Source organism: Parabacteroides sp. Marseille-P3160 (assembly GCF_900162725.1).
Taxonomy (GTDB): Bacteria; Bacteroidota; Bacteroidia; order Bacteroidales; family Tannerellaceae; genus Marseille-P3160.
In genome coordinates, this window is record NZ_LT799418.1 from 2,472,629 (window position 1) to 2,497,883 (window position 25,255).

Below are 25,255 nucleotides of genomic sequence, written 5' to 3' on the forward strand. Positions count from 1 at the left end.
ACGATGGCGTTCGCGCAATTAAGCGTCGCTACCGGAAGTCAGGAATATGCAGATATTGCCCGCAGGACTTTCGATATCATATTGTCGAAGGTGGATAATCCCAAAGGAAAGTGGAATAAAGTTTATCCGGGTACACGGGATCTTAAAAACTTCGCCTTACCGATGATCCTGTGTAATCTCGGGCTTGAAATAGAGCATTTGTTAAGTGAAGAATATTTGTTAAGTCTGATGGAGACTTGCATTCATGAAGTGATGGATATGTTTTACCGGCCGGAGCTGGACGGTATTATCATTGAAAATGTAACTACGGACGGGCAACTGTCCGATTCTTTTGACGGGCGTGTTGTCAATCCCGGGCATTCCATTGAGGCCATGTGGTTTATTATGGATCTGGGCAAGCGTTTGAATCGTCCCGATTTGATAGAAAAAGCGGTAAATATTACGCTGCGTATGGTTAATTACGGTTGGGATAAAGAATACGGAGGTATTTTTTATTTTATGGATAGGAAAGGCTATCCGCTCCAGCAATTAGAATGGGATCAGAAATTATGGTGGGTTCACATTGAAACCTTGATTTCTTTATTAAAAGGGTATCAACTTACCGGTTCGAAAGAATGTCTGGAATGGTTTGAAAAAGTGCATGATTATGTCTGGACACATTTTAAAGATCCGGAGTACCCCGAATGGTTCGGTTATTTGAATCGCAGGGGGGAAGTTTTATTAACGCTTAAAGGAGGCAAATGGAAAGGATGTTTCCATGTGCCGAGAGGGTTGTACCAGTGCTGGAAAACACTGGAAGACATTAATCGGAAACACGGATCGGAAGAAATTGAAAACAGGTAAAAGTGTTGATACTCAAAGAATATGTACTGTGTGTGATTAGTATGGAGGAATCAAATAAAAAAGTAGAAATAATAACTTAATAATGACTTTTAAAAGAATACAAGCATTTGCTTTCGCATTGGCGATGCTTTTCATATTCGCTTCGTGCGTGTCCCAGGATAAATTAGATCGTTCTAATAATAAGGATAATCATAAGAAAAAGATTTCTCAAATAGGAAATCATCCTAAGGATATGGTTTTAATTTACGATGGAGGTGTTCATCGGAATATTCATTGGACGGCCGAACATTTTGCTCCGTATGTTTCTTACAGAGAGCAAAATGGGAAAGATAAATGGTTGTTCGACGGATTTCTCTTCCTCGAATTTAAAGATGGAAAAGGAAGATGTTTTGCCTCCTATTATGAGAAACAAGGGGCGCGTCAGGTAGAGTGGAAAGCTTTGTTGGATAATTACTTTCGAGAAGGAAATGCAGTAATGGCACTCAATGATCAGATTAAAAAAGTAGTTGAAGGAACAAAGATGGAGGTTACAGAGAAAAAGAAAGTGGTATTATGTCTTCCCGAGCCTATTCCCAATCAAAAGGATTGGGGGGAAATTCACCATATGTCAATGGATTTTTCACTCAAAGAAGATAGATTTAAAGCTTGTAAATGGTATATCGATTATGCCGAGGCTCTATATCGGAAAGCTTCACCTCAATATTTGGATTTGGTTGGTTTTTATTGGATTGCCGAAGAGGCAACTAATAGCCGGGATTTAGCGGGAGAGGTTAGTGACTATATACACCAAAAGGGTTATAATTTCTACTGGATTCCTTACTTTAAATCTGATGGATATAAAAAATGGCAGGAATTGGGATTTGATAAGGCGTATTATCAACCGAATTACTTCTTCAAAGAGGATATACCTATTTCTCAAATAGAAGAGGCCTGTCAAACGGCGATCGATAATGGAATGAACCTTGAAATTGAGTTTGATGAGAGGGCATTAGCCAAACAGGGATGGGCGTATCGATTAAATGACTATATAAATGTTTTTAATAAATATGGCGCATTAGATACAATGAATATAGCTTATTATCAGGGTGGAGATGCATTCTATAAATTGTACTATTCTGAGAATCCTTCCGATAAAGAGCTATATCGTCGATTGGCAGATATAGTTGCCAAAAGACAAATTAACAACAAATAAATTCTGCTTAAATAAAATTGATTTATGGAAAAAGAGCAAAATCATTCCTTTTCAAGGAAGAAACGAAACGGTATCATATTCGTCTTGAGTTTTTGTGCTTTGGTGATATGCAGTGCCAATATCGAGGCGCAAATACAAGTCAAAGGGAAAGTGGAAAATTCGAACGGCGAATCTTTAATTGGTGTGAATGTAATTGTTAGAATACCCGATGCTACGATGGTACATTCTACAGTAACAGATGTAGAAGGGGAATTCAGCTTGGCTATTCCGAATGCAAACGCCGTGATTGAATTTTCGTACTTGGGATTCAAACCCCAGGAGATCTCTCTTAATGGACGGACATATTTAAATGTCGTCTTGTTGGAAGATACGAGAGCATTGGATGAGGTAGTTGTTACGGCTTTAGGTATTAGACGTGAGAAGAAAGCGCTGGGATACGCTATGCAAGAGATTAAGACAGACGGGATGGTGGAAAATCGTTCCGAAAGCATAGCAAATATGCTGCAAGGTAAAGTGTCAGGCATACAAATTAGTCAATCTGCAACGGGTGTCGGTGGTTCTACTCGTGTCGTCTTACGAGGAACAACCTCTTTAAGCGGAAACAACCAGCCGTTATGGGTCGTAGACGGCATACCTATTAGTGATAATACAGGTGAAGTTGCAAGCCAATGGGGCGGCCGTGATACGGAAGGAAGCGCTTCACAGATTAACCCGGAAGATATAGAATCCATTTCGGTTTTAAAAGGTGCGAATGCTGCAGCTTTATATGGTTCACGTGCGCAAAATGGAGCTATTATTGTCACTACAAAAAAAGGAGCCACCGGAGATATGAAAATAGAATACAACGGAAACCTGACGATCTCTAAAGCCTATGATCCGTTCAATTATCAAAATACGTATGGACAGGGATCACAAGGACAATTCAATTCTTCTCAAGGCTCTTGGGGTCCGAAGATGGAGGGGCAAATGATTGAGAACTGGCGTAAAACGTTATATAATGATGAGAATGCGGCTGATTATGCTATGTTACCGCAAAAAAATTATATTGATGATTTTTATCGTACGGGGGCAAATTATACAAATTCCGTGGTTGTTTCAGGAGGTACTGATAAAATAAATTCACGTATTTCGTTTACTGATACTCGTAATCAGGGTATTACTCCTAATCATTCCCTGAATCGTCAATATTACGATATGAATTCTCAATGGAGTAGCAAATACATAGATTTAAGCGCCAAGGTGAATTATATGCGTCAAAAAACGCTCAACCGTCCTCGCCTGGGAGAATATGGAGTCATGCAATCATTGGTATTTATGCCTCGTAGCGTCCGACTGCAAGATTTGAAAGATTTTATTATGAATGGAAATACGATGAACTGGTCGGGTACAAGTATTTCCATATATAATCCTTATGCATTGGTCATGCCGGAAAACGGAAGTACAGAGTTGCGTAACCGCTTAATCGGAAAAGTGCAGGCTGTAGGAAAAATTACAGATTATTTAAGGTTGACCGGCCGTGTAGGCGTCGATTGGTATAATGACGAATCCAAATCGGCAACAGCTTATGCATATACGATTACCAGTACAAATTATTCGAAATCAATGGCCAGTTACGAGGAATTCAATGCTGACTTAATGCTTAACTTTGACAAACATTTTGGAGACTTTGGTGTGCTGGCAAATTTTGGTACGGCTACGACGAGCAGGAAGTACAGTGCAGTAGGTGGTTCTTCCGGCTATTTCACTTTAATGGGGATGAGTGCTCTGGCGAATGGAAATAATCAGACTACATGGGAAGGTTATTATAAAAAACGAGTTAATTCCTTGTTGGGTAATGCTAGCTTTGGCTACAAGAATATGGCCTATTTGGATTTTACGGCTCGTAATGATTGGTCTTCTACCTTGCCATCTGATAACTGGTCCTATTTTTACCCATCCGTTGGACTATCCGGTATATTAACTGAAATGCTTCAGCTTCCTAAGCAAATCTCTTTCTGGAAAGTACGCGGGTCATGGGCGCAAGTCGGTAATGATACCAGCCCTTACAGATTAACAAATACGTATGCACTTGATAAAACGAACGGGACAATTATTAATGCGACCTCTTCTTCTACTTATCCTTTAGCGGATCTAAAACCTGAAAGTACTAAGTCTTGGGAATTCGGGACGGAATTCCAGATGTTTGGGAATCGTTTAGGATTGGATATAACTTATTATACATCAAATACAATTAATCAAATCTTATCTGTTACTACACCTGGTTCTTCCGGTTATTCAACAAAATTGATCAATGCTGGTAAGATGTCAAGTAAAGGATGGGAAATTATGTTGACAGGAACTCCGATTCAAACAAAAGATCTCAGCTGGAATATTACTCTAAATTGGGGGAAAAACCGTACTGAATGCGTTGAACTTGACGCAAAGAACGGCATGACTCAATTTGTTATAGGCGAGACTCGTATAGGAAAAGTCGTTGTCAATGAAGGAGGCCGTTATGGAGATATTGTCTCTACCGCCTATAAACGAGATGCGGCAGGTAATATTATTATAAATGAAGCAACCGGATTGCCGCTAACCGAATCAAATCAAGTGATCGGGAACATGACACCGGATTGGAATGGATCGATCGGTTCTTTACTTGTATGGAAAGGAATCTCTTTCAATGCTTTACTTGATATTAATTACGGAGGACAATTTCTCTCTGCAACTAGTGCATATGCTGACTATTACGGAAATTCCGAAAGAACAGCTAACCGTGAAAATATTTCAACGGAATTCCCTACCGGATATCTTGTTTTAAAAGGAGTTAACGAAAATGGTGGAGTTAATTCGACAAAAATCGGAACGGAAGAATATTATCATGGAATAGGAGGTTCTTATGGAATAGGTGAAGAATATATTTATAGTAAAACATATATAAAAATGCGCGAATTATCGCTTGGCTATTCTTTACCCAAAGCATGGTTGACTCATCTGCCTATTTCAAGTGTTAAGATTTCAGCGGTAGGGCGGGATTTGTTTTATATTTATAAGAAAGCTCCGATTAATCCTGAATTTACTTTCTCTCGTGAAGATTATGCTCAGGCTTTTGAATATGCAGCATTGCCTCCTACGCGTACTTTCGGTTTTTCGCTTAATGTTAAATTTTAAATAAGTTTAAGATCATGAAACGTTATATTAAAAATATGGGTCTTGCTTGCATTATGGCAATAATGATCGTAAGTTGTACAGGGGACTTTGAGAGTATGAATACAAACCCTTTGGCAGCAACAGAAGTAACTCCTTCTTTGTTATTGACTAAGATGGAGGAATATGGCTTTAATTGCCGGTCCTGGGAATATCAAGTGGGCAATAACCTCTATACGAATGATTATGTACAGTATATTTCAAATACGGCAACTTATTTTTCGACCAGTAACTACGAATGGAACGACAGTTGGGCAAATGATGGCTTTTGGAAATCTTATTATACCTATTTAGCTAAGCCATTGCATGAAACCAAAGTTATGCTTGAAAAATATCCGGAATACAGTAATATCTATCAGATGATGCGTATTATATCTGCGATGGGGGCAGCCCGCACAACGGATATGTTTGGTGATGTACCTTATTTCAATGCCGCTACGGGTGAAATTACTCCTAAATATGATTCTCAAAAAGATATCTATTATGATATTTTCAAGGAATTGACGGAAGCTTCCGAACTGTTATCGAGCAATACCGGGCAAACAGACCCTGGATCCAATGATATTATATATGGAGGCGATGTGTCTAGATGGATTAAGTTAGCAAATGCTTGCCGTCTGCGTTATGCAATGCGTTTGCGCTATATTGATCCTGACAAATCCAAGACAGAAGCTGAGGCCGCTTTGAAAGCTTCATTAATGGAGAGTAATGCGGATAATGCCGGTATTGCACAGGCGTTTACTAATAACGGTCATTCGCTTTATATCATTGCTTTCTGGAACGAATTCCGCGCCAGCAAGACAATGATCGATATGATGTTGAAGGAGAGCTCTGTGGTTGACCCTCGTATTTCTATGTGGTTCAGTAAAACACAGGCTTGGCAATATGGCAACGAATATCAAGATATAAATAAATCCATTCCTGTTGTGGAATGGCAAGGCGTACCCAATGGGCGAAATACCTTTGTGAATCAATATGCTGTTGAAAATAATTCTTGTATCTGGGGGTTACGTGGTTTTCCCGGTTGGAACTTAGCTGAAAAAGGTAGTGTTGCATCTGGTAGTACGGCTTCTGATTTTAATGGCGGCTCATCAGTTGTTGTGTTGCCAATGATTATTTTTAATTATGCTGAGGTTTGTTTTTTGAAAGCTGAGGCTGCCTTATTTGGTTATAGCGGGGCAGGAGTAGCCAGAACCAATTACGAAAATGGTATCCTGGCGTCTTTTGCCGAAACGCGTAGCGTAGTAGATGCGTCTTATTATACAACCCAGAATGATAATGCTTATATTAATAGCGGTTATGTTGCCTGGGGTACGGATACGGAAGATAATTTCCGTAAAATCATGACGCAAAAATGGATTGGCTTTTATCCGAATTCGATTGAAGCTTGGGCGGAATTCCGCCGTACGGGCTATCCGTTATATGACGGAACGCATCAGGGACTCCGAACGATTGAGATAAACAATAGTTCCACCGTACCGCAGGGACAATTTGTGAAGAGACTTCGCTATTTGGATGATGAAATTAATCTTAATCCGAATGCCTCTGATCCATCTTTGAATAACAGTCAGAATTCTGATCCTAAAAGCATGAATGTCCGTGTTTGGTGGGATACAAATAGATATCAGTAAAAAAGGAACATCTATACCTGTCAGGTAGATAAAGCCTGACAGGTTTGTCAAACATTTGGAAAAAACTTGTTAGGAAATTACTCGAAATGGATTTGAAAAAAATATTTATTTTGGAGAAGCTCTTATATATTCACGTACACCCAATAAAATAAGACATCAATAAAAAATGTAATGCAAAACCATTATTGATTTTTACCTTGGAAGAGCCTTGCCATTAAGAGTGGAGGCTCTTTCTTTTTTTACTTAGCAGGAACCGAAACAGTGGAGCCTTGAGGAGTGCATAGATGCCTGGAAAAAGTGCACACAGACAAAGAGGATAGGTAAATACCCGAATAGCAATGTTTTTTGCATTCCGAAAAAGTAGTAGATATGTCAAAAAGGGCGTAAGGTTTTTGATATACCTTCTTGTATTTGTTTGCTAGTTGATGAATGACGAAAAGGGAGACGGAGGGCGTTACGAATCCTCTTTCATGAATACTAATTTTGCAACAGAATATACGCTTCCGGCATTTTCTACGTTTAAGAAAGTAAATTAAAGATGCGAATTATGAAGATACGTGCGGTTGCAGCACTACTATTATTACTCGTTTTCCGTTTTCCGGCAGGGGCGCAGGAGAAAAAGGCGGAGATATCGGGCTTTGTCCATGATGCCGACGGGAGTCCGTTGGAACTGGTAACCGTGCGGATCCAAGGTACCGTAAACGCCACGATGACAAATGAAAAAGGGTTCTATTCCCTGAAAACCGCTCCCGGCGATTCTGTTTCATTGATTTTTTCCTGTCTGGGTTATAACAAGGCCGAACGTATCCTGCCGCAGGTTACGGCAAATGTACGGTTGAATGTTAAGATGAATCATACATCCCTTTTGCTAGGAGAGGTGGCCGTGACAACCACCCGGAGGCAGACGACTACGATGGAGACGATTGATGCGGACAAGATGAAACTCCTTCCGGATCCTTCGGGAGGGAATATTGAAAGCCTGGTGGTGACGCAGGCCGGCGTTTCGAGCAGCAATGAGTTGAGTTCTCAATATTCGGTGCGCGGGGGAAGTTATGATGAAAATATTGTATATGTCAACGGGTTGGAGGTCTATCGTCCCTTGTTGATCCGTTCCGGGCAGCAGGAAGGGCTTAGTTTTATCAATCCGAACCTGACGGAATCGGTACAGTTTTCAGCCGGCGGCTTCGAGGCGCGTTACGGAGATAAGATGAGTTCGGTGTTGGACATTACCTATAAGAAACCGAAGGAGTCGGAGGGATCGGCATCCGTCAGCCTGCTCGGAGCAAACGCTTATTTCGGCAGTTCGAGCGGGAAATTTACGCAGGTTACCGGCATCCGCTACAAAACCAACCGTTCACTGCTGGGAACGATGGATACCGATGCTGAATACGACCCTAATTTTGTCGATGGGCAGACCTATATGACCTATCAGTTTGCACCGCAATGGGAGGTGAATTTCCTCGGTAATCTTTCGGTCAATGCTTATAAGTTTATTCCTCATAGCCGGGAAACCAATTTCGGGACGTTGAGCGATGCAAAGAAGTTTGTCGTATTTTTTGACGGAAAGGAGCGGGATAAGTTCGAAACGCTTTACGGGGCATTGACGTTGAAGCACCGGCCGTCCGAAAAGTCTGAAGTCGGCTTGCAATTCTCCGGGTTCACTAGCAAGGAAGAGGAGACCTACGACATCAACGGGCGTTACCGGCTGAGCGAAGCGGGACTGGATGAGGAAAACGGCGGTAGCGGGGAATCCGACATTACCAAGTCCATCGCCGGATATCACGAACATGCACGCAACCGGCTGCAGTCGAATATTATTCAGGTGGGGCACTACGGGTTGGCGGCGCTGAATGACTACCATACGCTGAAATGGGGAGCGAACATGCAATTTGAGCAGGTCAGCGACCGGATCAACGAATGGGAGAGCCGCGATTCGGCCGGCTATCTATTGCCCCATACCGGGTCGGAGGTAAATGTGATTGCCAACCTTTATTCGAACAACGAACTGAACAGCACCCGCTTCTCCGCTTATGTGCAAGATGTCTTCAAGTTCCGTACCGCGCAGGGGCTGTTTACGGTTATCGGAGGTGTTCGCGGGAGTTACTGGGATTATAACAAGGAGTTTATCTTTAGTCCTCGGGCTTCCGTAGGCTTTATTCCGAACTTTGACCAGAATTTTACTTTCCGCTTGGCAAGCGGCGTTTATTACCAGCCTCCTTTCTATAAGGAATTGAGGAAAGAAGAACAGGACGCGGACGGCAATAGTTCCATCCGGTTGAACAGCGAACTGAAGTCCCAGCGCTCCATCCATTTTATTCTGGGGGGCGATTATGCTTTCAAAGTGCTCGACCGTAACTTTAAACTGACGACCGAATTGTATTATAAGAAATTGGATAATCTCAATCCCTATACCGTGGATAATGTCAAGATCCGTTATTATGGAGAGAACAGCGCCAAGGGGTACGCTGTCGGAATGGACGTGAAGCTTTTTGGCGAGTTTGTTCCGGGAACGGATTCCTGGATTAACTTTTCGTTGATGAAGGCCCGGCAGACCATCCGTGACCAGATAACTGTGCCGATGCCTAATAGTCAGGAATACAATATCTCCGCCTTTTATCAGGAGTATTTCCCCGGGAATAAGCGGTTCATGGTGAATTTAAGGGGAATGCTTTCCGGTGGTCTGCCGGTGACGGCTCCGCGGACAGGGTATGAGGACGGATATCATCGTATGACTCCCTACAAGCGGGTGGACGTCGGCTTTTCCTACCAGTTGGCAGGAGGGCGGGATGCTATCCTGGATCGCCCTTTTTTCCATTATTTCAAGAATATCTGGCTGGGGGTCGACCTATTCAATCTCTTCGATATGAAGAATGTCAGTTCCTACTATTGGGTGACGGATATCCGAAACCAGCAATACGCTGTGCCGAACTACCTGACCGGCCGCCAGCTGAACGTGCGCCTGGTCGTGGATTTCTGACCTTTCTCAATTATTTATCATCAGTTTGAGAATGGTGACGGACTGTGCCGGGAATACATAGATAATCGGGCGTTGTATGGAAAAGGTGATTTGCCTCTCCTCCGGAACGATAGCTGCCGGTTTATCAAAACTGTTTCTCGCTTCCGGCTCACCGGCCATCTGGATAACTGTCGCTTCGTTTTTGACGCTCAGGCCGTGTATGTTCAAGGCTGTCCGCTCTTCATGTAAGGTCGTATTGACTACTTTTATAATCAACTTGTGGTTCGTGGAATCCAGCGTCGCTACCGATGCCAGGGAGGGAATCGGGGGGAGGGTAACTTCATGAACCAAGTGGTTGTCAATGAAACAGCGGATCCGGTCGTCCTTACATTCCATCCGCAGGCTATACCACCGGTGATTTTCTATCGTAAAGTCAAGAGGAGAACACAAGGTGTCTTTCACCGGGCCTGCTTGACGAAACAGTTCGCTGGCACCGGTTCCGATATTCCACCCGATGAAGTCGTTTTGTCCTTCCGGACGCCCAATGTCGCGTAGGCGAAACAAGATTCCCCCGCTGCCTTTGGTACGGCGGATCTGCGCCGAAAGAATATAATTGTAAGCAGTCGTGTCTTTGCCCAGCAATAGATAATTCCAACGGTTGGCGTCGGGTATTAGCCGGCCGTTGTCGATTACCCATCCTCCGTTCCGGACGGAGCCTGCCGTCACCGCCCGGTCATCCAGGCTGACTTTCGTGATTTCGTAGCTGTTGTCGAAGAGCTCGACGCCGGCTCTTCCGGCATGAACCAAAGGTTTGGAATAGGTCTTCGTGTCGGCTTTCAGCAACCATTCCCCGCGGTTGTTCCCGAACATTTGCAAAAGGTAGTAAGAGGGCGTATATACAACCTTGGAGGTGTTGAATTGGATCGGTGCCACGCCGTGGCTTTTGAAATTTTTATTGGCTAGCAGGGGGGCGTAGGCTATCGCTTTTACACTGTTCGGGTTCTGTTCCACGCCGACAAGGAAGCAGGCTTCAGCGAGAGCAGCCTGCAGGCTACCGCTTTCGGGCGTCAGGGATGAACCGAATTCGCCGATGAACCGCACCGGAGCCCGGCGGGGATAATGTTCCGGCGCATATTGCTGGATGCTCGAGAGGAAGAAGTTTTCGCTTCCTTTATAGTGCCGGTCTACCCAGTCGGTACGGACGCTTTGCAGGGTCTGTGCGCTGCTGATGATGGTAATATCCGGATGAGCTTCGGCGATGGCTTGGCGGAAAAGGTAGAAACGCCGGTTGTATTCGTAACCGTAATTGTCGCTTCCTATTTCGATATATTTCAGTCCGAATGGTTCGGGATGTCCGTTCCGGGCACGCATCGTTCCGTAGATGGAATCTACCGGGGCGTTGGCATAGGCGATGGCATGGAGCGCATCCTGGATCAGTTCGTCCATTTTCGTGATATCTTCGTAACGCGGACGGCGATCCTGATTGGTGATTCCCATGTTGACGACATATACCGGCTCCGCTTTCAGATCTTCGCAGAACTGAAGGTATTCATGGAAGCCCATCCCGTTGGTTGTCCCGTATTCCCAGATGGTCCAGAAATGCTTTCGGTCAAGGAGACTCCCTACGGTCTCTCCGAAAGTCGGATAGGTACCCAGATTATAACCTTCCACAAAACTTCCTCCCGGAAAACGGATGAAGGCCGGCTTTAAATCGGCGATCGCCTTGGCCAGGTCGGCCCGCAAACCGTTCGAACGGTTCATAAAGGTCTTTTGCGGGAAAAGCGATACCATATCCAGCCAAACGGCGGAGGGAGTTTCGGAGGAGATGACCAGTACGGCATGATCGGCATTTGCCGTAGCAGTGAAGGTGTGGCGGATCCGTTTCCAGTCCGCCATCGGAGTGAGTTGGAATTCGTCGCTGAGCAACGTCTTGGCCGAGGAGTCTCGCAGGGAGACGACCAGCGACTGGCTCCGGGGGGCAACGCTTTTGATGTAAAGTGACAAGTTGTAGGCCTCTCCCTTCTTCAAGGCGATGCCTCCGTAGCCCTCCGCGACGATTCCTCCACCGATTTCATCAGTCTTTATGAGCAGGGAGCGTTTGTTTTGCTCGCTCGGCGACTGATTGGGGTCGACCCATAGGAGTGTTCCGGGCGTCAATGCGCGCCATCCCGGGATCGAATCCGGGGGAAGGAAAGGCATTGCCCAACCGTTCGGCGTGATCAGCTCGTTCCGTCTCCGGTCGTAAGCGCAATGAATCGGGAGGATACCGTCTTCGAAACTACGGTTTTGAATCAGTTCGCCGTAAAGCCCGCCGTCGATGCCGTGGTTGATTTCCTCCAGCGTTACCCCGTATAGCATGGGGTTGACTTCCGTCATGACGCCGTCGCCTTCGATCGTAATGATTGAAGTAACCGGCATCTCCGGTTTGCAGCCTATCAGCAGGAAGAGTCCGAGAAGGAGTTGCAGTTTTAATTTCATTCGTATGATTTGCAGGAGCCGTTCTCCTTACAGTTTATCTATATTTCTGACAATCCCTAAGAAAACGTCATCCTCGATTTCCGGCGCTTTTACATGATATTTCACGTAGTCATCAAAATAATCGCCGGCGATATCCGCCATGATCTCTTTTCCGTCGATCCCGAAACCGGAGACGGTTTTCTCTATTTTGTTTCGTATCTCCCGGATTCGTTTCAGCCGTTCATCCGTCTGTTCCGGTTTTTCCTGTTCGATGACATGTTCGTTGCGCACAATCAGGTAAATGGCCTGATAGAACGTTTCGATGTCGTGGAACAGCGGCGTGAATTTGTCTTTCGTCTTTTGGGGAAGCCCTTCCAGATAAAGTTGTATTTGTGTCATTCTTCTATTCTTTATATTCGTTATCCGTATACAAAAGTAGGTAAAAAAAGGAAATGAAGTCCTGGAAACGCAAATCTCCTTATTCATATAATTTATCGTTTTTTATACGGAAAGGATGCCTGTATGAAAAAGATTCTTATATTTGCAGTGTTAACAAGGTTGTTAAACTTGTTTGTTGTTTGATTGATGGAAAAGGAAGAAAACAGAAATACGGAACAAGCGATCCTGAAAGCAGCCGAAGAGGTGTTTTTGGAAAAGGGTTTTGTCGGAGCCAAGACAACCGAGATTGCCAGTCGGGCCGGGATTAACCATGCCATGCTACACTATTATTTCCGGACGAAAGAGAATTTGTTCAACATCGTCTTCCAGAGGAAAATAGAGCTACTGGCCACTTCTCTTTCCAAAGTATTCAGCCAGGAAGTTCCCTTCTTCGATAAAATACGGATTGCCGTCGAAACGCATTTTGATTTTGTGGCAGCCAATCCGAGGCTTTTATTTTTTATCTATTCGGAAGTCATTAATGCTCCCGAACGCCGTAAGCAACTTAAGGAACGGGTTTTCCCGATTGCCTTTGGGATCTTAAGCCGGCTGGGAATAGAAATGAAAGAGGAAGCGGCTAAAGGGACGATTCGTCCTATAGAGCCGCTTGAACTTATATTGAATATTATTTCGTTGAATGTGATTACTTTTTTAGCTCATCCGCTGATCAGCGAATTAAACTTGGATCAAGATGTGATCCGACGGATTTTGAAGTTGCGTAAAGAAAGTAATGCGGCCTTTATTATTAATGGTTTAAAGGCTTGATATTTTTTTGCCCGTGCATTAACATGATTGTTAAACACAAAAGTAAGTAAAAGGAATGAAAATGAAATTAATCTTTACATTAGCGCTTATGGGAGGATGTTTTTGTCCGGCCGGGGCGCAATGGACGTTGGATTCCTGCCGGGAAAAGGCTTTGGCGAATTATCCGCAGGTACGGCAATATGACCTGATCCGGAAGTCTAGTGAATATACACTTTCCAATGCCGGAAAGGCTTATCTTCCACAGGTCTCCTTGTCGGGCAAAGCATCCTATCAGACGGATGTAACCCGGATCCCTGTCGATATTCCGGGTGTCAGGGAAATGAACAAGGATCAATACGGCTTGACGCTGGACGTGAGCCAATCGCTTTGGGATGGCGGCGTTACCCATTCAAAGAAAAAAATAGAACAAGCGTCGGCCTATCTCAGCAAGCAACAATTGGAAGTAGAACTTTATGCGCTTAACGACCGTGTCAATCAGCTTTATTTCGGTATTTTGCTGCTCGATGCCAAGCGGGAACAGAATAAGTTGTTGCAGGAGGAACTGCAGCGGAACTACGAGCGTGTCAACAGTCTTTTCCGTAATGGGATGGCGAATGCAGCGGATCTCGATGCGGTGCGCGTGGAGCAATTGAAAGCCATTCAACAGGAGACGCAACTTGTCTCCGGGCGGACGGCCTATGTCGAAATGCTGGCTCATCTGACCGGACAGCAGTCAACCGGTGAGGTAACCTTGGTAAAACCGGAAGAACCCTTGTTGACTTCAGATGAAATTCATCGCCCGGAATTGTCTTTTTTCGAAGCGCAGCAGCAACTGCTGAACATACAGCGGGAAAGCGTCAAGGTCGGTTATATGCCCAAATTCGGACTTTTCATCACCGGAGGATACGGTCGTCCGGGGTTGAATATGCTGGATCGTGACTTTTCCCCCTATGCCATAGGGGGGATCCGCTTGTCATGGAACTTCGGAAGCCTTTATACGAGCAAGAACGAACGGCGGCTTATCGAGACATCCCTTCAGAACACTTGGGTGCAAAGGGAAACCTTCCTTTTTAATACGGAAATGGAGTTGAGCCGGCAACAGCAGGAAATACGCAAGAACAAGGACCTGCTGGAATACGATGATGAAATCATCCGCCTCCGGGAAAATGTGAAACGATCGGCAGAGGCGAAAGTGGCCAATGGGATGATGACAATAACGGATTGGATGGAGAAAGTGACCGATGAAAGCTTGGCGCGCCAGGAGAAAATCCAACATGAAATGGAATATCTGCTTTCTATGTACAACAAAAAATATACAACGAATAATTAAGCCTTATATGAAGACAATAAAAATCGTTTTGGGAATCAGCCTGGCGTTTTGTTTTTTTGCTTGCGGCAATGGAAATGGAGACTATGATGCGTCCGGCGTTTTTGAGGCAACCGAAGTGATTGTTTCAGGAGAGTCAAATGGAAAAATCATGAGACTGAATTTACAAGAAGGGGATACTGTTTTGCCGGGGTCGTCGATAGGTTTCATCGATACCGTGCAGCTTACCCTCCGGAAGCAGCAGTTGCTTGCCAGCAAAGAGGCGCTTCAAAGCCGTTATCAGAGTATTCCCCGGCAGGTTGCCGCCCTTCAGGAGCAGATTGCCCGCTTGGAAAGGGAACAGGAACGTTTCGAGAACCTGGTGAAGGCGGATGCCGCCAACCAGAAGCAACTGGATGACCTCCGGGCCGAACGGCAGATTGCCGGGAAACAGTTGGCGGCGCAAAAGGAAAGCCTGCAGAATGCCAACAGCAGCCTCTCCGGAGAAGTCGCTTCGTTAGACTTGCAGGTTGCGCAACTGGAAGACCAGATTGCCAAATCGGTTATTGTTTCTCCGATTACCGGCACCGTGCTTGCCAAGTATGTCGAAGAGGGAGAATTGGCAACGGTGGGCAAACCGCTTTTCAAAGTGGCGGACATCGCTCATCTGTATCTTCGCGCTTACATCACGGCTGATCAACTGACAGAAATCAAGATCGGGCAGGAGGTAAAGGTCTACGGGGATTCGGGAAAGAAGGATCGCCGCGAATATACCGGAAAGGTGACATGGATTGCGGATCAGGCCGAATTTACTCCCAAGACGATCCAGACTCGCGACGAACGTGCCAATCTCGTCTATGCCGTTAAGATTGCTGTCTCGAACGACGGTTATCTGAAACAAGGAATGTACGGAGAAGTGAAATTTCAATAAAAGAACGCTGTGATGCCTGCTGTTCAGTTACGAAATATCAGTAAGTCTTACGGGAACCTACGGGCGCTCGATTCAATCAGCTTTGACGTACGCCGGGGTGAAATTTTCGGTCTCATCGGGCCGGATGGGGCGGGGAAGACTACGCTTTTCCGCATCCTGACTACGCTTTTGCTGGCTGATAACGGAGAGGCAGCGGTCGACGGCCTGGATGTCGTAAAGGATTACCGGGCGATCCGGAACCGCATAGGCTATATGCCAGGCAAATTTTCGCTTTATCCCGACCTGACGGTAGAGGAAAATCTAAAGTTCTTTGCGACGGTCTTCCATACGACGGTGGAGGCGAACTATGATCTGGTGAGGGAAATCTATCAGCAGATCGAACCGTTCCGGAAACGCCGCGCCGGCAAACTGTCCGGAGGAATGAAACAGAAACTGGCATTGAGTTGCGCCCTTATTCATAAGCCCTCTATTCTTTTCCTTGACGAGCCGACTACCGGAGTCGATCCGGTTTCGCGCAAGGAATTTTGGGGAATATTGCGGCATTTGAAAGAGCAGGGAATTACGATTCTTGTCTCGACTCCTTATATGGATGAGGCGACGCGTTGTGACCGGATTGCCCTGATCCGTGAAGGGAAGCTCTTGCAAATCGATACGCCCCGACGAATGACGGAGCAGTTCACCGAAAGCCTCTGGGGGGTAAGGAGTAACCGTATGTATCCGTTACTGACCGATCTCCGGGCATATCCGGAGGTAAAGACCTGCTTTACTTTCGGTGAATTTCACCATATTACCGTAAAGGCGGATTTTGCAGAAGAGAAGTTGGAGCGCTATCTGCAAGAACGGGGGCACAGGGAGATTATGCTCAGGACGCTCGTTCCGACAATTGAAGATTATTATATGCAAATTGCTCAAACGGATACCTTATGAGAGAAGCGGTAATTTATACGGAAAAACTGACCAAACGTTTCGGCGACTTTACTGCCGTAGATCATATTTCCTTTGAAGTGGGAGCGGGAGAGATTTTCGGTTTCCTCGGGGCGAACGGCGCCGGTAAAACAACAGCCATGCGGATACTTTGCGGTTTGAGCCGTCCGACCTCGGGAAAGGGGACGGTCGCAGGATTCGATATTTACCGGCAATCGGAAGAGATAAAAAAGCATATCGGATACATGAGCCAGAAGTTTTCGCTTTACGAAGACCTGAAAGTTTGGGAAAACATGCGGCTCTTCGGAGGAATTTATGGAATGTCTTCCCGGCAGATCGGGGAGAAGACGGAGACGATCTTGAAGGAATTAGGTTTTGCCGACGAACGGAACACAATGGTTCGAAAGCTTCCGTTGGGTTGGAAACAGAAATTGGCCTTTTCCGTTTCTATCTTCCATGAGCCGAAGATTGTCTTTCTGGACGAGCCTACCGGAGGGGTCGACCCAGTTACCCGCCGTCAATTCTGGGAGTTGATTTACCAGGCGGCTAACCGGGGAATTACCGTTTTCGTCACCACTCATTACATGGACGAAGCCGAATATTGCGGACGTATTTCGATTATGGTGGACGGGCGAATCGAAGCGCTGGATAGCCCGGCCGCCCTGCGACAGCAATTCCGGGCCGCCAATATGGAGGATGTTTTTCAACAACTGGCCCGCAAGGCGGTTCGTAAAGTCGATTAAAATGAAACAATTTGCCGCTTTTATACAAAAGGAGTTTTTCCATATCTTTCGCGATGTGCGAACCATGATGATCTTATTGGTGATGCCTGTCGTTCAGATTATCCTTTTCGGTTTTGCTATTACGACCGAGGTCAATAATGTGCGGATCGCTATCTTCGATCCGTCAAAAGATGCGGCGACCCGCCAACTGACGGAACGATTGGAGGCCAGCCGTTATTTTACAATTGTCCGGATATTAGATTCCCCTGACACGATAGATGAAATTTTCAGGAGAGGAGAGGCTCAATTGGTCGTGGTTTTCGGCGATCGTTTTCAGGAGAAGCTGCAACATACCGGCGAGGCTTCCGTCCAGCTTCTTGCCGATGCGACAGATCCGAACCAATCGACAACCCTGACCGGATATGCCTCCTCCATCATCGGTTCTTACCAACAAGAGTTGACGGAACGGCAGGGCATTCCCTACCGCATCCTCCTTGAGACACGTATGTTATATAATCCGCAGATCAAGAGCGCTTATAGTTTTGTTCCCGGCGTAATGGGGTTGATTGTCATGTTGATTTGTGCGATGATGACTTCCATTGCGATCGTACGGGAAAAAGAGACGGGAACGATGGAGGTTCTTCTTGCTTCCCCCATGCCTCCGATTTATCTTATTCTGGCGAAGGCGGTACCTTATCTGGTCATCTCTATTTTTAATATGGGGACGATCCTCCTGCTTTCGGTCTTTGTTTTGCATGTCCCGATTGCCGGAAGTTTCTTCGGCCTTGCTGTAATCTCTATCCTTTTTATCCTTGTAGCTTTGGCTTTGGGATTGATGATCTCCTCGGCCGTGGAGACACAGGTCGCTGCGATGCTGGTTTCCGGTGCCGGACTGATGACGCCGGTTATGATGCTGTCGGGAATGATTTTTCCGATCGAAAGCATGCCGCCGTTGCTTCAATGGTTTTCTGCTCTGATTCCGGCACGGTGGTATATTGCGGCAGTTCGTAAGATAATGATCCAGGGGCTTGACCTCAGGGCGGTCTGGCTGGAATTATCCGTACTGACCGCTATGGCGGCCGCCTTGGTTACAATCAGCCTTAAGATGTTTAAAATCAGACTAAATAATTAATTATTAATTAAATATTATGTTACGTTTCCTGTTGGAAAAAGAATTTAAGCAGCTTTTGCGCAATGCCTTCATTCCGCGATTGATCCTGTTTATGCCGGTGATGATCTTGTTGGTTCTTCCTTGGGCGGCCAATCAGGAAATCCGCGACTTGCGCCTGAGTGTAGTCGATAATGACCACTCCACTTTTTCCGGCCGTTTAATCCGGAAGGCAGTGGCTTCGGGATATTTCCGGTTGGCGGATGTTTCCGCTTCCGATGAAGAAGCCTTGCAGGCGGTGGAATCCGGCAAGGCGGATATTATTCTGAATATTGAACCCGGATTTGAAACAAACTTAGTTCGCGAAGGAGCGGCAAAGGTGATGGTTTCGGCGAATGCCGTCAATAGCATGAAAGGAGGGTTGGGCTCTTATTATTTGTCCTCCATCCTGAACGATTATGCCGTCGAATTGCGGAAAGAAGCCGGATTACAGGCCGGCGGCAAGATTGCGCCGGTGATTACCCTTGCCTCCCAAGGGCGTTTCAATCCGCATTTGGACTATAAAGTTTTTATGATTCCGGCATTAGTGGTTATGCTTCTCACCATTCTCGGGGGCTTTTTGCCTGCACTCAATATTGTCGGGGAAAAGGAGACAGGAACGATCGAGCAGATCAATGTCACTCCGGTCAATAAGTTTGTTTTTATACTGGCCAAGCTGATTCCCTACTGGGTAACCGGATTTGTGGTGCTGACGATTTGTATCCTGATTGCAGCGGGCGGATACGGGTTGGTACCGAAGGGAAACCTGGCGGTTCTCTATCTATTCGCAGCTATTTATGTCCTGAGCGTATCCGGTCTGGGGTTGGTCATATCCAACCATTCCAATACTTTGCAACAAGCCATGTTTGTAATGTGGTTTTTTACCCTGATCTTTGTTTTGATGAGCGGGCTTTTCACTCCGATCACCAGTATGCCGGATTGGGCGCAAGCGATAACGGCCATCAATCCCTTGCGTTATTTTGTCGAGGTCATGCGTATGATTTACCTCAAAGGAAGTTCCCTCTCCGATCTCCTCCCACACCTGCTCGTCTTGGCGGCCTTTGCCCTTTTCTGCAGTCTCTGGGCGGTATTGAGCTACCGTAAAAACTCCTGAGAAGGAGGTTCCTGCTAAATACTTTCCTGCTTGGATATTGCCTTTGCATGGGACATGAAATCATTTACGGTTTTAACCAACTGAATAAATGACGGGGGTAATTGATCGGCATTGACTTCTTTCATGGAAATAAACTTCTCTTTATCGGCAGATTTCAGGTAAACCTGATATAAGATAGCGCTTGTTTCTAATTTGGGATTATCAAATCCGTAAGCATCTTTCAGATGAAAGAGGTTACTTTTTTCTATTAAAGTTTTGATTTGATCAAACTCTTTGGCTGTTAATATTCCCTTTGAATTCTTCGGATCTTTCTTTTTCGATGCGTTATCAAAAAAGTAATGGAATTCTTCGATGGCATACGTCCGATCACTTTTTATTGTAATTACAATTTTGTAGTTCGTTACGCTTTCTATGCTGCAGCTAAAAACAAAATCACCCACATCTCTTCTGCATCCGGAATTAATGAAGAAAAGGAGAAAACAAAGAATAAGAAAAGGATATCTGTTCATTTTATAACGAATAAGAATAATTGATACCGGAGATGCGTCCGGTTTCCGACGCATCCCCGATAATCTTTTAGCTTTTTATTTCCAAGGTTCCTGTTGTACCAGATATGGTTTGCCGTTCTCATCATTTCCCATGATCAGGATTTGATCGTCAGGTATTGGGAACATGGTTTTAGAGGCTGGCAGATAAGAGGCGCCGGCAAATTTACTGATGTATTGTTTTTCATAATCAATATATGCTTTCAATTCACTGGCCATATAATCACCTCCCCAACGAACTAAATCGAACCAGCGTTCGCTCTCCATGGCAAGTTCTAATTTACGTTCCATTCGAATAGCTTTGATACAGAGATCTTTGTTGCTGAAGGCGGCGTGACTGGAAGGATAAGTTGCGATCTTATAATTAGCAGCAGGCGCACCGTTTCCCAGTTTTATTATGTTCACGTCTAATGAGGCACGGGTACGGATTTTATTCACTTGCTCCATAGCCGCGACTAATTCCCCGTCGTTCGCCAAACATTCGGCATATAATAATATCATGTCCCTAACACTTAAATATTCCATATTCATGGCTGATCCCGGAGCCCAACCATCGAAAAAGGTGGTCATTCCGGCTTCTTTTTCAGCTTTACTGAATACATGCTTCTTGGGCATGAAGATACCTCCGTTTACGGGATTTCGAACCCAGTCATCTGCAGGATATCCCCAATCTTTATATGGAATTCCATAACGCCCCACTGCAAAATCCAAACGGGGATCAACCGGTATGGTATTGTCGTTTACTCCTACCGCTTCATTATTGCCCCCTCTTCTAGAGACTGTCGGTTTTGTCCGGTATTCTCCGTTCAGGTATGGTAAACCATTTGCATCTACCTGGAAGGAATTTACCAATTCGAACGATGGCTGATAAAAGCCACAACAACCTCCCGGGCCGGAGTTATGTGGATAATTGAGGCAAAATGCCGCATTTCCCATGTCTAATTTGGCTGCATATTGTACAGCGAAAATAGATTCTTTGCCGTTTTCGGTTAAGGCATTAAAGTTTGCATTCAGATCCTCTTCCAATGCATAATGTAACCCGTTAGAAGTAACGCCGTTCTCAAGGATTTCTTTTAAGATGGGTTTTGCTGCTGCCAAGTCACCTTTATGCATTAATATTTTGGCTTTTAATGCGTATGCCGCCCATACATTTGCTCTTCCCACTTCGGATTGGGTATTAGGTAGGTTTTCTATTGCTTCATTGATATCATCCAAAATATTCGGATATATATCTATGTCGTTATGTACCTTAGGATCATTCTCCGTATTGGTTTCATCCACCCAGGGTATATAGGAGCCGAAAACCCTGACCGCTTCGAAATAAAATAGAGCTCTCAAAAACTTTAACTCGCCTAATCTGGAAGTAAGCGTCGCATCGTCAATACCTTCCACCTTAGCTATGGTTTGCAGGGCAATGTTCACCCGTTTGACCGCATTGTATGCCCATCCCCATTTGGACGACAAATATATATTGGTGGATAATATATTATATCTTTCAATTTCGTTGACTACCGACTGGTCTCCGGGATCGGAACCTTTATTGGCATCGCCTCCGTAGATTCCTCCGAACGTCCAGTTGAAGGGAGAGGCCTGATAAGGCTCATAGTTGTCCGTACGGGCTGCCAGGGAAGCATACGCATCGGTTACCAATAATTCGATTCCCGTCAGATTCTCCAACGCTTCCTGACTGATGCTTCCCTGAGGATTTTTACTGAGGAAACTGTCTCCGCACGACTGTAAAATCAGAAGTATCAGGGACACTATGCTGATTATTATATATTTATGTTTCATCGCTTTTTATATTTAAAATTGAAATTGTTCGATTAAAAGGAAAAGTTAACGCCGAATAAGAAATGGCGGGTAGTCGGCCAACCTCCCATATCAAGGCCTCTTCTCAAGTCGGCTCCGTTGCCTGCACCCGTATCTGCAGCGGTTAGTTCCGGATCAAGTCCGTCATACCCCGTGATCGTAAATAAGTTTTCGGCTTGTAAATAGATCCTTAAGCTACTGATGGTTGCTTTCTTGAGCCATTGATTAGGAAATGTATATCCCAAGACCAGGTTTTTCAAACGTAGAAAAGATCCGTCTTCTACATAATAAGAATTGGAATTTGTACCTGAGTATCCATCCCCATAGTCAAGGATAGGAAGTATTGCTTTGCTGTTGTCTGCTCCTGCTGTCCAGGAAAGATCTTTCATGCGTGAAGAGCGGTTCCCTTCAAACAACCAGAAATCAGTAAAATATTTTGTATTATTGAATATATCGTTGCCGATGGTTGAATACCAGAAAGTAGTCAGATCCCAATTTTTCCAAGTCACGGTTGTATTCAGCCCTAGTATAAGATCCGGATGCGGAGAACCGATGAATGTACGGTCATCGGAAGTCAATGTCTTATCATTGTCCGTATCTTTGAACTTGAATTTCCCGATGAATCTTTGCGCTTCTTCGTTTGTCGTAATGGTACTACCTAACGGCATGCAATTGAAAACATCTTCCACAGTTTCGTAAAAGCCGTCTATCTGATATCCGTAAAATTCAGAGATCGGATGCCCTTTTGTTGTCCGGGTGATTGCACCGGATATACGGGCTCCGCTTCCCCAGATGGAGGCATCATCCGATTCGGATAATTTTAAAATTTCATTTTTGTAATGAGAAACATTCAGTCCGATATCCCACGACCAGTCTCCCCGGGAATCGCGGTAGTTCAAATTGAAATCAATACCCGTATTTTTAATATCTCCATAATTGATGTAAGGCTTTCCGGCTTCGCCTGCCAGGGCGGAATATGAGGCTTCGACAAGCATATCCGATGTCTTTTTGTAATACCATTCGATACCGACATTGAACTTGTTATCTAAAAAGGTGGCATCGACTCCTATATTATACATATCTGTCGACTCCCATTTTGTATTGTCGTTTCCGTACGTACCCAAGCGATATCCGCTTTGTAACGAAGTATTGGAACCCGATAAATCATAATCGGTCCTTCTGGGATTCGTTGTATAAGTGGAGGCATAATTTGTCGCACGCGGAAGTTCCGAATTACCGGTCTGTCCGTAACCGAACCTCAGCTTCAGATCGTCCAACCAATCTTTTGTATTTTCCATAAAAGCTTCTTCGGAGATACGCCAACCGGCCGAAACGGAAGGGAAGGTCCCATAGCGGTTCGACTTGGAAAATCGGGAAACACCGTCCCGGCGGATAATCCCGGTAAACAGGTATTTGTCCTTGAAGGAATAGTCAGCCCGGCCAAAAATACCGAATAATGCAAATTCGCCGTTATAGGAAGAGGCATTTTCACGTTGGTCGTTGCTTTCTCCCATATCAATGGTCCATGTATCTTTGTTATCTTCGAATAAATAGTTAAATCTTTTAGCTCTCATCGAACGTCCAAGGCCATCGCGGATTGCTTCGGTGCCTACCAATACTTTTAATTTATGTACGTCATTAAAAGCGACATCATAGGTTGCCGTATTCGTCCATACCCACCGGTAGTTATATCCGGAGTTTTCTTCAAAAGAGTTTTGCCCCGTCGTTTCTGAAAATTCAAGATTTTTCTTGGACATGGCATAAGAATAGTTATTCCTATAATCGAGCCCGAAATTAGTCTTGAATGTCAATCCTTTATATAAGTCTACTTCTGCCCATAAGTTTCCAAAAAGACGGTTATTCGTCCAATAATTGTCCTTATTTCTGTTTAGTATAGCTACCGGATTCTGAAAGTTACCGGTTCCTGCCATTTTGGATCCGGCATAGTTGCCAGCTATATCATAAACCGGAACCCATGGTGAGGCACGATAACTCCATGAATACATATTATCTTCAGCGGAGCTTGAGGTTAAACCATTATCTTTTGTAAATGCATACGTGATATTTTCACCAACGCGAAGCCAGGGGCGAATATTGAATGAGGTATTAGCCCGTACCTGATATCTTCTGTAATAAGTGTCTCTCAATGTACCATCCTGATGGAAATAATTTGCACTTAAGTTATATTGCCCTTTATCGGTACCTCCTGCAACAGATATCTGATGATTTTGCATCAAGGCTGCACGATCTATTTCTTCCCACCAATCAGTATCGGAAAACTCGGCCATCGTATTATCCGGATAGCTATATGCATTGGGATCAATGTCCTGACGCCCGTTGGAGCCTGCCTGAGTCAGTAAATTTGGGATGACAGGTGTGGGTCCTGTGCCGAACTGTACATGCGACGGATTGTTAGATACTCCTAAGATGGAATAATTATTTTTTTTAGCTTCCCATTCCAGGTTAAGCCTGTCTTCCGAGTTCAGCACATCATACCTTTTTCCTGTTTTTTGAAATCCGACATAGCCGTCATATGTTATTTTGGGCTGTCCGGAAGCGGTTCCTTTCTTTGTCGTAATCAGAATGACACCGTTTGCTGCCTGGGCTCCGTATATAGCAGCGGAAGAGGCATCTTTCAGTACCTGCATACTTTCAATATCGTTCGGGTTTAATGTACTAAGATTTTGGTTCCGTGTCGAAACGCCATCTATCACATAGAGGGGGCCGTTGTCGTTTACGGTATTAATACCCCGTATACGTACCATAGTGGCTGAACCGGGTGAGCCTGACTGGCCGATGTATACGCCGGCCGCCTTTCCCTGTAATTGCTGTGCAGCAGATGAACCGGTTGTCTTCAATAGGTCTTTGGTGTCGACAACAGCTACAGATCCGGTGATGTCTTTTTTTTGTTGTGTTCCATAACCTACGACTACAACTTCATCGAGCCGTTGAAGGTCTTCTTTCATCTCTACATTCATGATATTGCTTGTTACCGGTAATGATTGTGCTACATAACCGATATATGAGAAGGTCAGGATGGCATCCGCTTCGACATTTAGCGAATACCCACCGTTCAGGTCCGTAATGGTACCGTTGGTCGTACCTTTGACAATAACGTTTACTCCAAGAAGTGGCTCCCCACTTGAATCCGTAACTTTTCCGGATACTTTTCGGGTTTGTTGGCTTATTTCACCTGTTAGGTTTTCCCCGTATAGAGGAACGGTCGTTCCGGCTATACAAAAAAAGCAAAGGGTTAAACCCAAAACCCTTTTCATTAAGGCAATTCGTTTTTTCTTCATAATAATAAATT

At 44.9% G+C, this 25,255-nt stretch carries 15 protein-coding genes and 1 pseudogene; 11 read left to right on the forward strand and 5 right to left on the reverse strand.

Annotation, left to right across the window (positions count from 1 at the left end):
- From BQ8014_RS09855 to BQ8014_RS09875, 5 genes are all read left to right on the forward strand, one after another.
- The coding region (locus BQ8014_RS09855) for an AGE family epimerase/isomerase (RefSeq protein WP_200814387.1) at positions 1 to 843 on the forward strand (843 nt) is incomplete at its 5' end.
- Between the two features lie 82 nt (positions 844 to 925).
- Positions 926 to 2,035, forward strand: a complete 1,110-nt coding sequence (locus BQ8014_RS09860) for a DUF4855 domain-containing protein (RefSeq protein ID WP_200814389.1) — start codon at positions 926 to 928, stop codon at positions 2,033 to 2,035.
- Positions 2,036 to 2,059: 24 nt separating this feature from the next.
- Complete coding sequence (locus BQ8014_RS09865; protein WP_080904189.1) at positions 2,060 to 5,185, forward strand: SusC/RagA family TonB-linked outer membrane protein; 3,126 nt, start codon at positions 2,060 to 2,062, stop codon at positions 5,183 to 5,185.
- A gap of 14 nt (positions 5,186 to 5,199) precedes the next feature.
- Positions 5,200 to 6,852 (forward strand): SusD/RagB family nutrient-binding outer membrane lipoprotein, encoded by a 1,653-nt coding sequence (locus BQ8014_RS09870; protein ID WP_080904190.1) that lies wholly within the window; start codon positions 5,200 to 5,202, stop codon positions 6,850 to 6,852.
- A gap of 547 nt (positions 6,853 to 7,399) precedes the next feature.
- On the forward strand, positions 7,400 to 9,829 hold the full coding sequence (locus BQ8014_RS09875) for a TonB-dependent receptor (protein WP_080905913.1): 2,430 nt from the start codon (positions 7,400 to 7,402) through the stop codon (positions 9,827 to 9,829).
- 6 nt (positions 9,830 to 9,835) lie between these two features.
- Here the strand turns inward: BQ8014_RS09875 and BQ8014_RS09880 are convergent, their stop codons facing one another.
- Both BQ8014_RS09880 and BQ8014_RS09885 read right to left on the reverse strand, forming a co-directional pair.
- Positions 9,836 to 12,286, reverse strand: coding sequence for an alpha-L-arabinofuranosidase C-terminal domain-containing protein (locus tag BQ8014_RS09880; protein WP_080904191.1), 2,451 nt, complete (start codon positions 12,284 to 12,286; stop codon positions 9,836 to 9,838).
- Between the two features lie 27 nt (positions 12,287 to 12,313).
- Positions 12,314 to 12,664, reverse strand: a complete 351-nt coding sequence (locus BQ8014_RS09885) for a hypothetical protein (protein WP_080904192.1) — start codon at positions 12,662 to 12,664, stop codon at positions 12,314 to 12,316.
- Positions 12,665 to 12,850: 186 nt separating this feature from the next.
- Here BQ8014_RS09885 and BQ8014_RS09890 point away from each other — a divergent pair, with 186 nt between their 5' ends.
- The 6 genes and pseudogenes from BQ8014_RS09890 to BQ8014_RS09920 all read left to right on the forward strand — a co-directional run bounded on the left by BQ8014_RS09890 (position 12,851) and on the right by BQ8014_RS09920 (position 19,591).
- A complete protein-coding gene (locus BQ8014_RS09890; protein ID WP_080904193.1) occupies positions 12,851 to 13,468 on the forward strand; it encodes a TetR/AcrR family transcriptional regulator in 618 nt (205 codons plus the stop codon).
- A 55-nt stretch (positions 13,469 to 13,523) separates the two neighbouring features.
- Complete coding sequence (locus tag BQ8014_RS09895; protein WP_080904194.1) at positions 13,524 to 14,777, forward strand: TolC family protein; 1,254 nt, start codon at positions 13,524 to 13,526, stop codon at positions 14,775 to 14,777.
- A 7-nt stretch (positions 14,778 to 14,784) separates the two neighbouring features.
- A complete protein-coding gene (locus BQ8014_RS09900; RefSeq protein WP_080904195.1) occupies positions 14,785 to 15,684 on the forward strand; it encodes an HlyD family secretion protein in 900 nt (299 codons plus the stop codon).
- Between the two features lie 12 nt (positions 15,685 to 15,696).
- Positions 15,697 to 17,351: pseudogene (locus BQ8014_RS20045) on the forward strand (ATP-binding cassette domain-containing protein).
- A gap of 1 nt (position 17,352) precedes the next feature.
- Positions 17,353 to 18,462: an ABC transporter permease gene (locus BQ8014_RS09915; RefSeq protein WP_080904198.1), complete on the forward strand. Its 1,110-nt coding sequence runs from the start codon at positions 17,353 to 17,355 to the stop codon at positions 18,460 to 18,462.
- A 16-nt stretch (positions 18,463 to 18,478) separates the two neighbouring features.
- Positions 18,479 to 19,591, forward strand: coding sequence for an ABC transporter permease (locus BQ8014_RS09920; RefSeq protein ID WP_080904199.1), 1,113 nt, complete (start codon positions 18,479 to 18,481; stop codon positions 19,589 to 19,591).
- A gap of 14 nt (positions 19,592 to 19,605) precedes the next feature.
- Here the strand turns inward: BQ8014_RS09920 and BQ8014_RS09925 are convergent, their stop codons facing one another.
- Genes BQ8014_RS09925 through BQ8014_RS09935 form a run of 3 tightly spaced genes read right to left on the reverse strand, consistent with a single transcriptional unit; the run spans position 19,606 to position 25,244 of the window.
- Positions 19,606 to 20,154 (reverse strand): hypothetical protein, encoded by a 549-nt coding sequence (locus tag BQ8014_RS09925; RefSeq protein WP_080904200.1) that lies wholly within the window; start codon positions 20,152 to 20,154, stop codon positions 19,606 to 19,608.
- Positions 20,155 to 20,175: 21 nt separating this feature from the next.
- Positions 20,176 to 21,927: a RagB/SusD family nutrient uptake outer membrane protein gene (locus BQ8014_RS09930; RefSeq protein ID WP_080904201.1), complete on the reverse strand. Its 1,752-nt coding sequence runs from the start codon at positions 21,925 to 21,927 to the stop codon at positions 20,176 to 20,178.
- A gap of 32 nt (positions 21,928 to 21,959) precedes the next feature.
- On the reverse strand, positions 21,960 to 25,244 hold the full coding sequence (locus tag BQ8014_RS09935; RefSeq protein ID WP_080904202.1) for a SusC/RagA family TonB-linked outer membrane protein: 3,285 nt from the start codon (positions 25,242 to 25,244) through the stop codon (positions 21,960 to 21,962).
- Between the last annotated feature and the right edge of the window lie 11 nt (positions 25,245 to 25,255).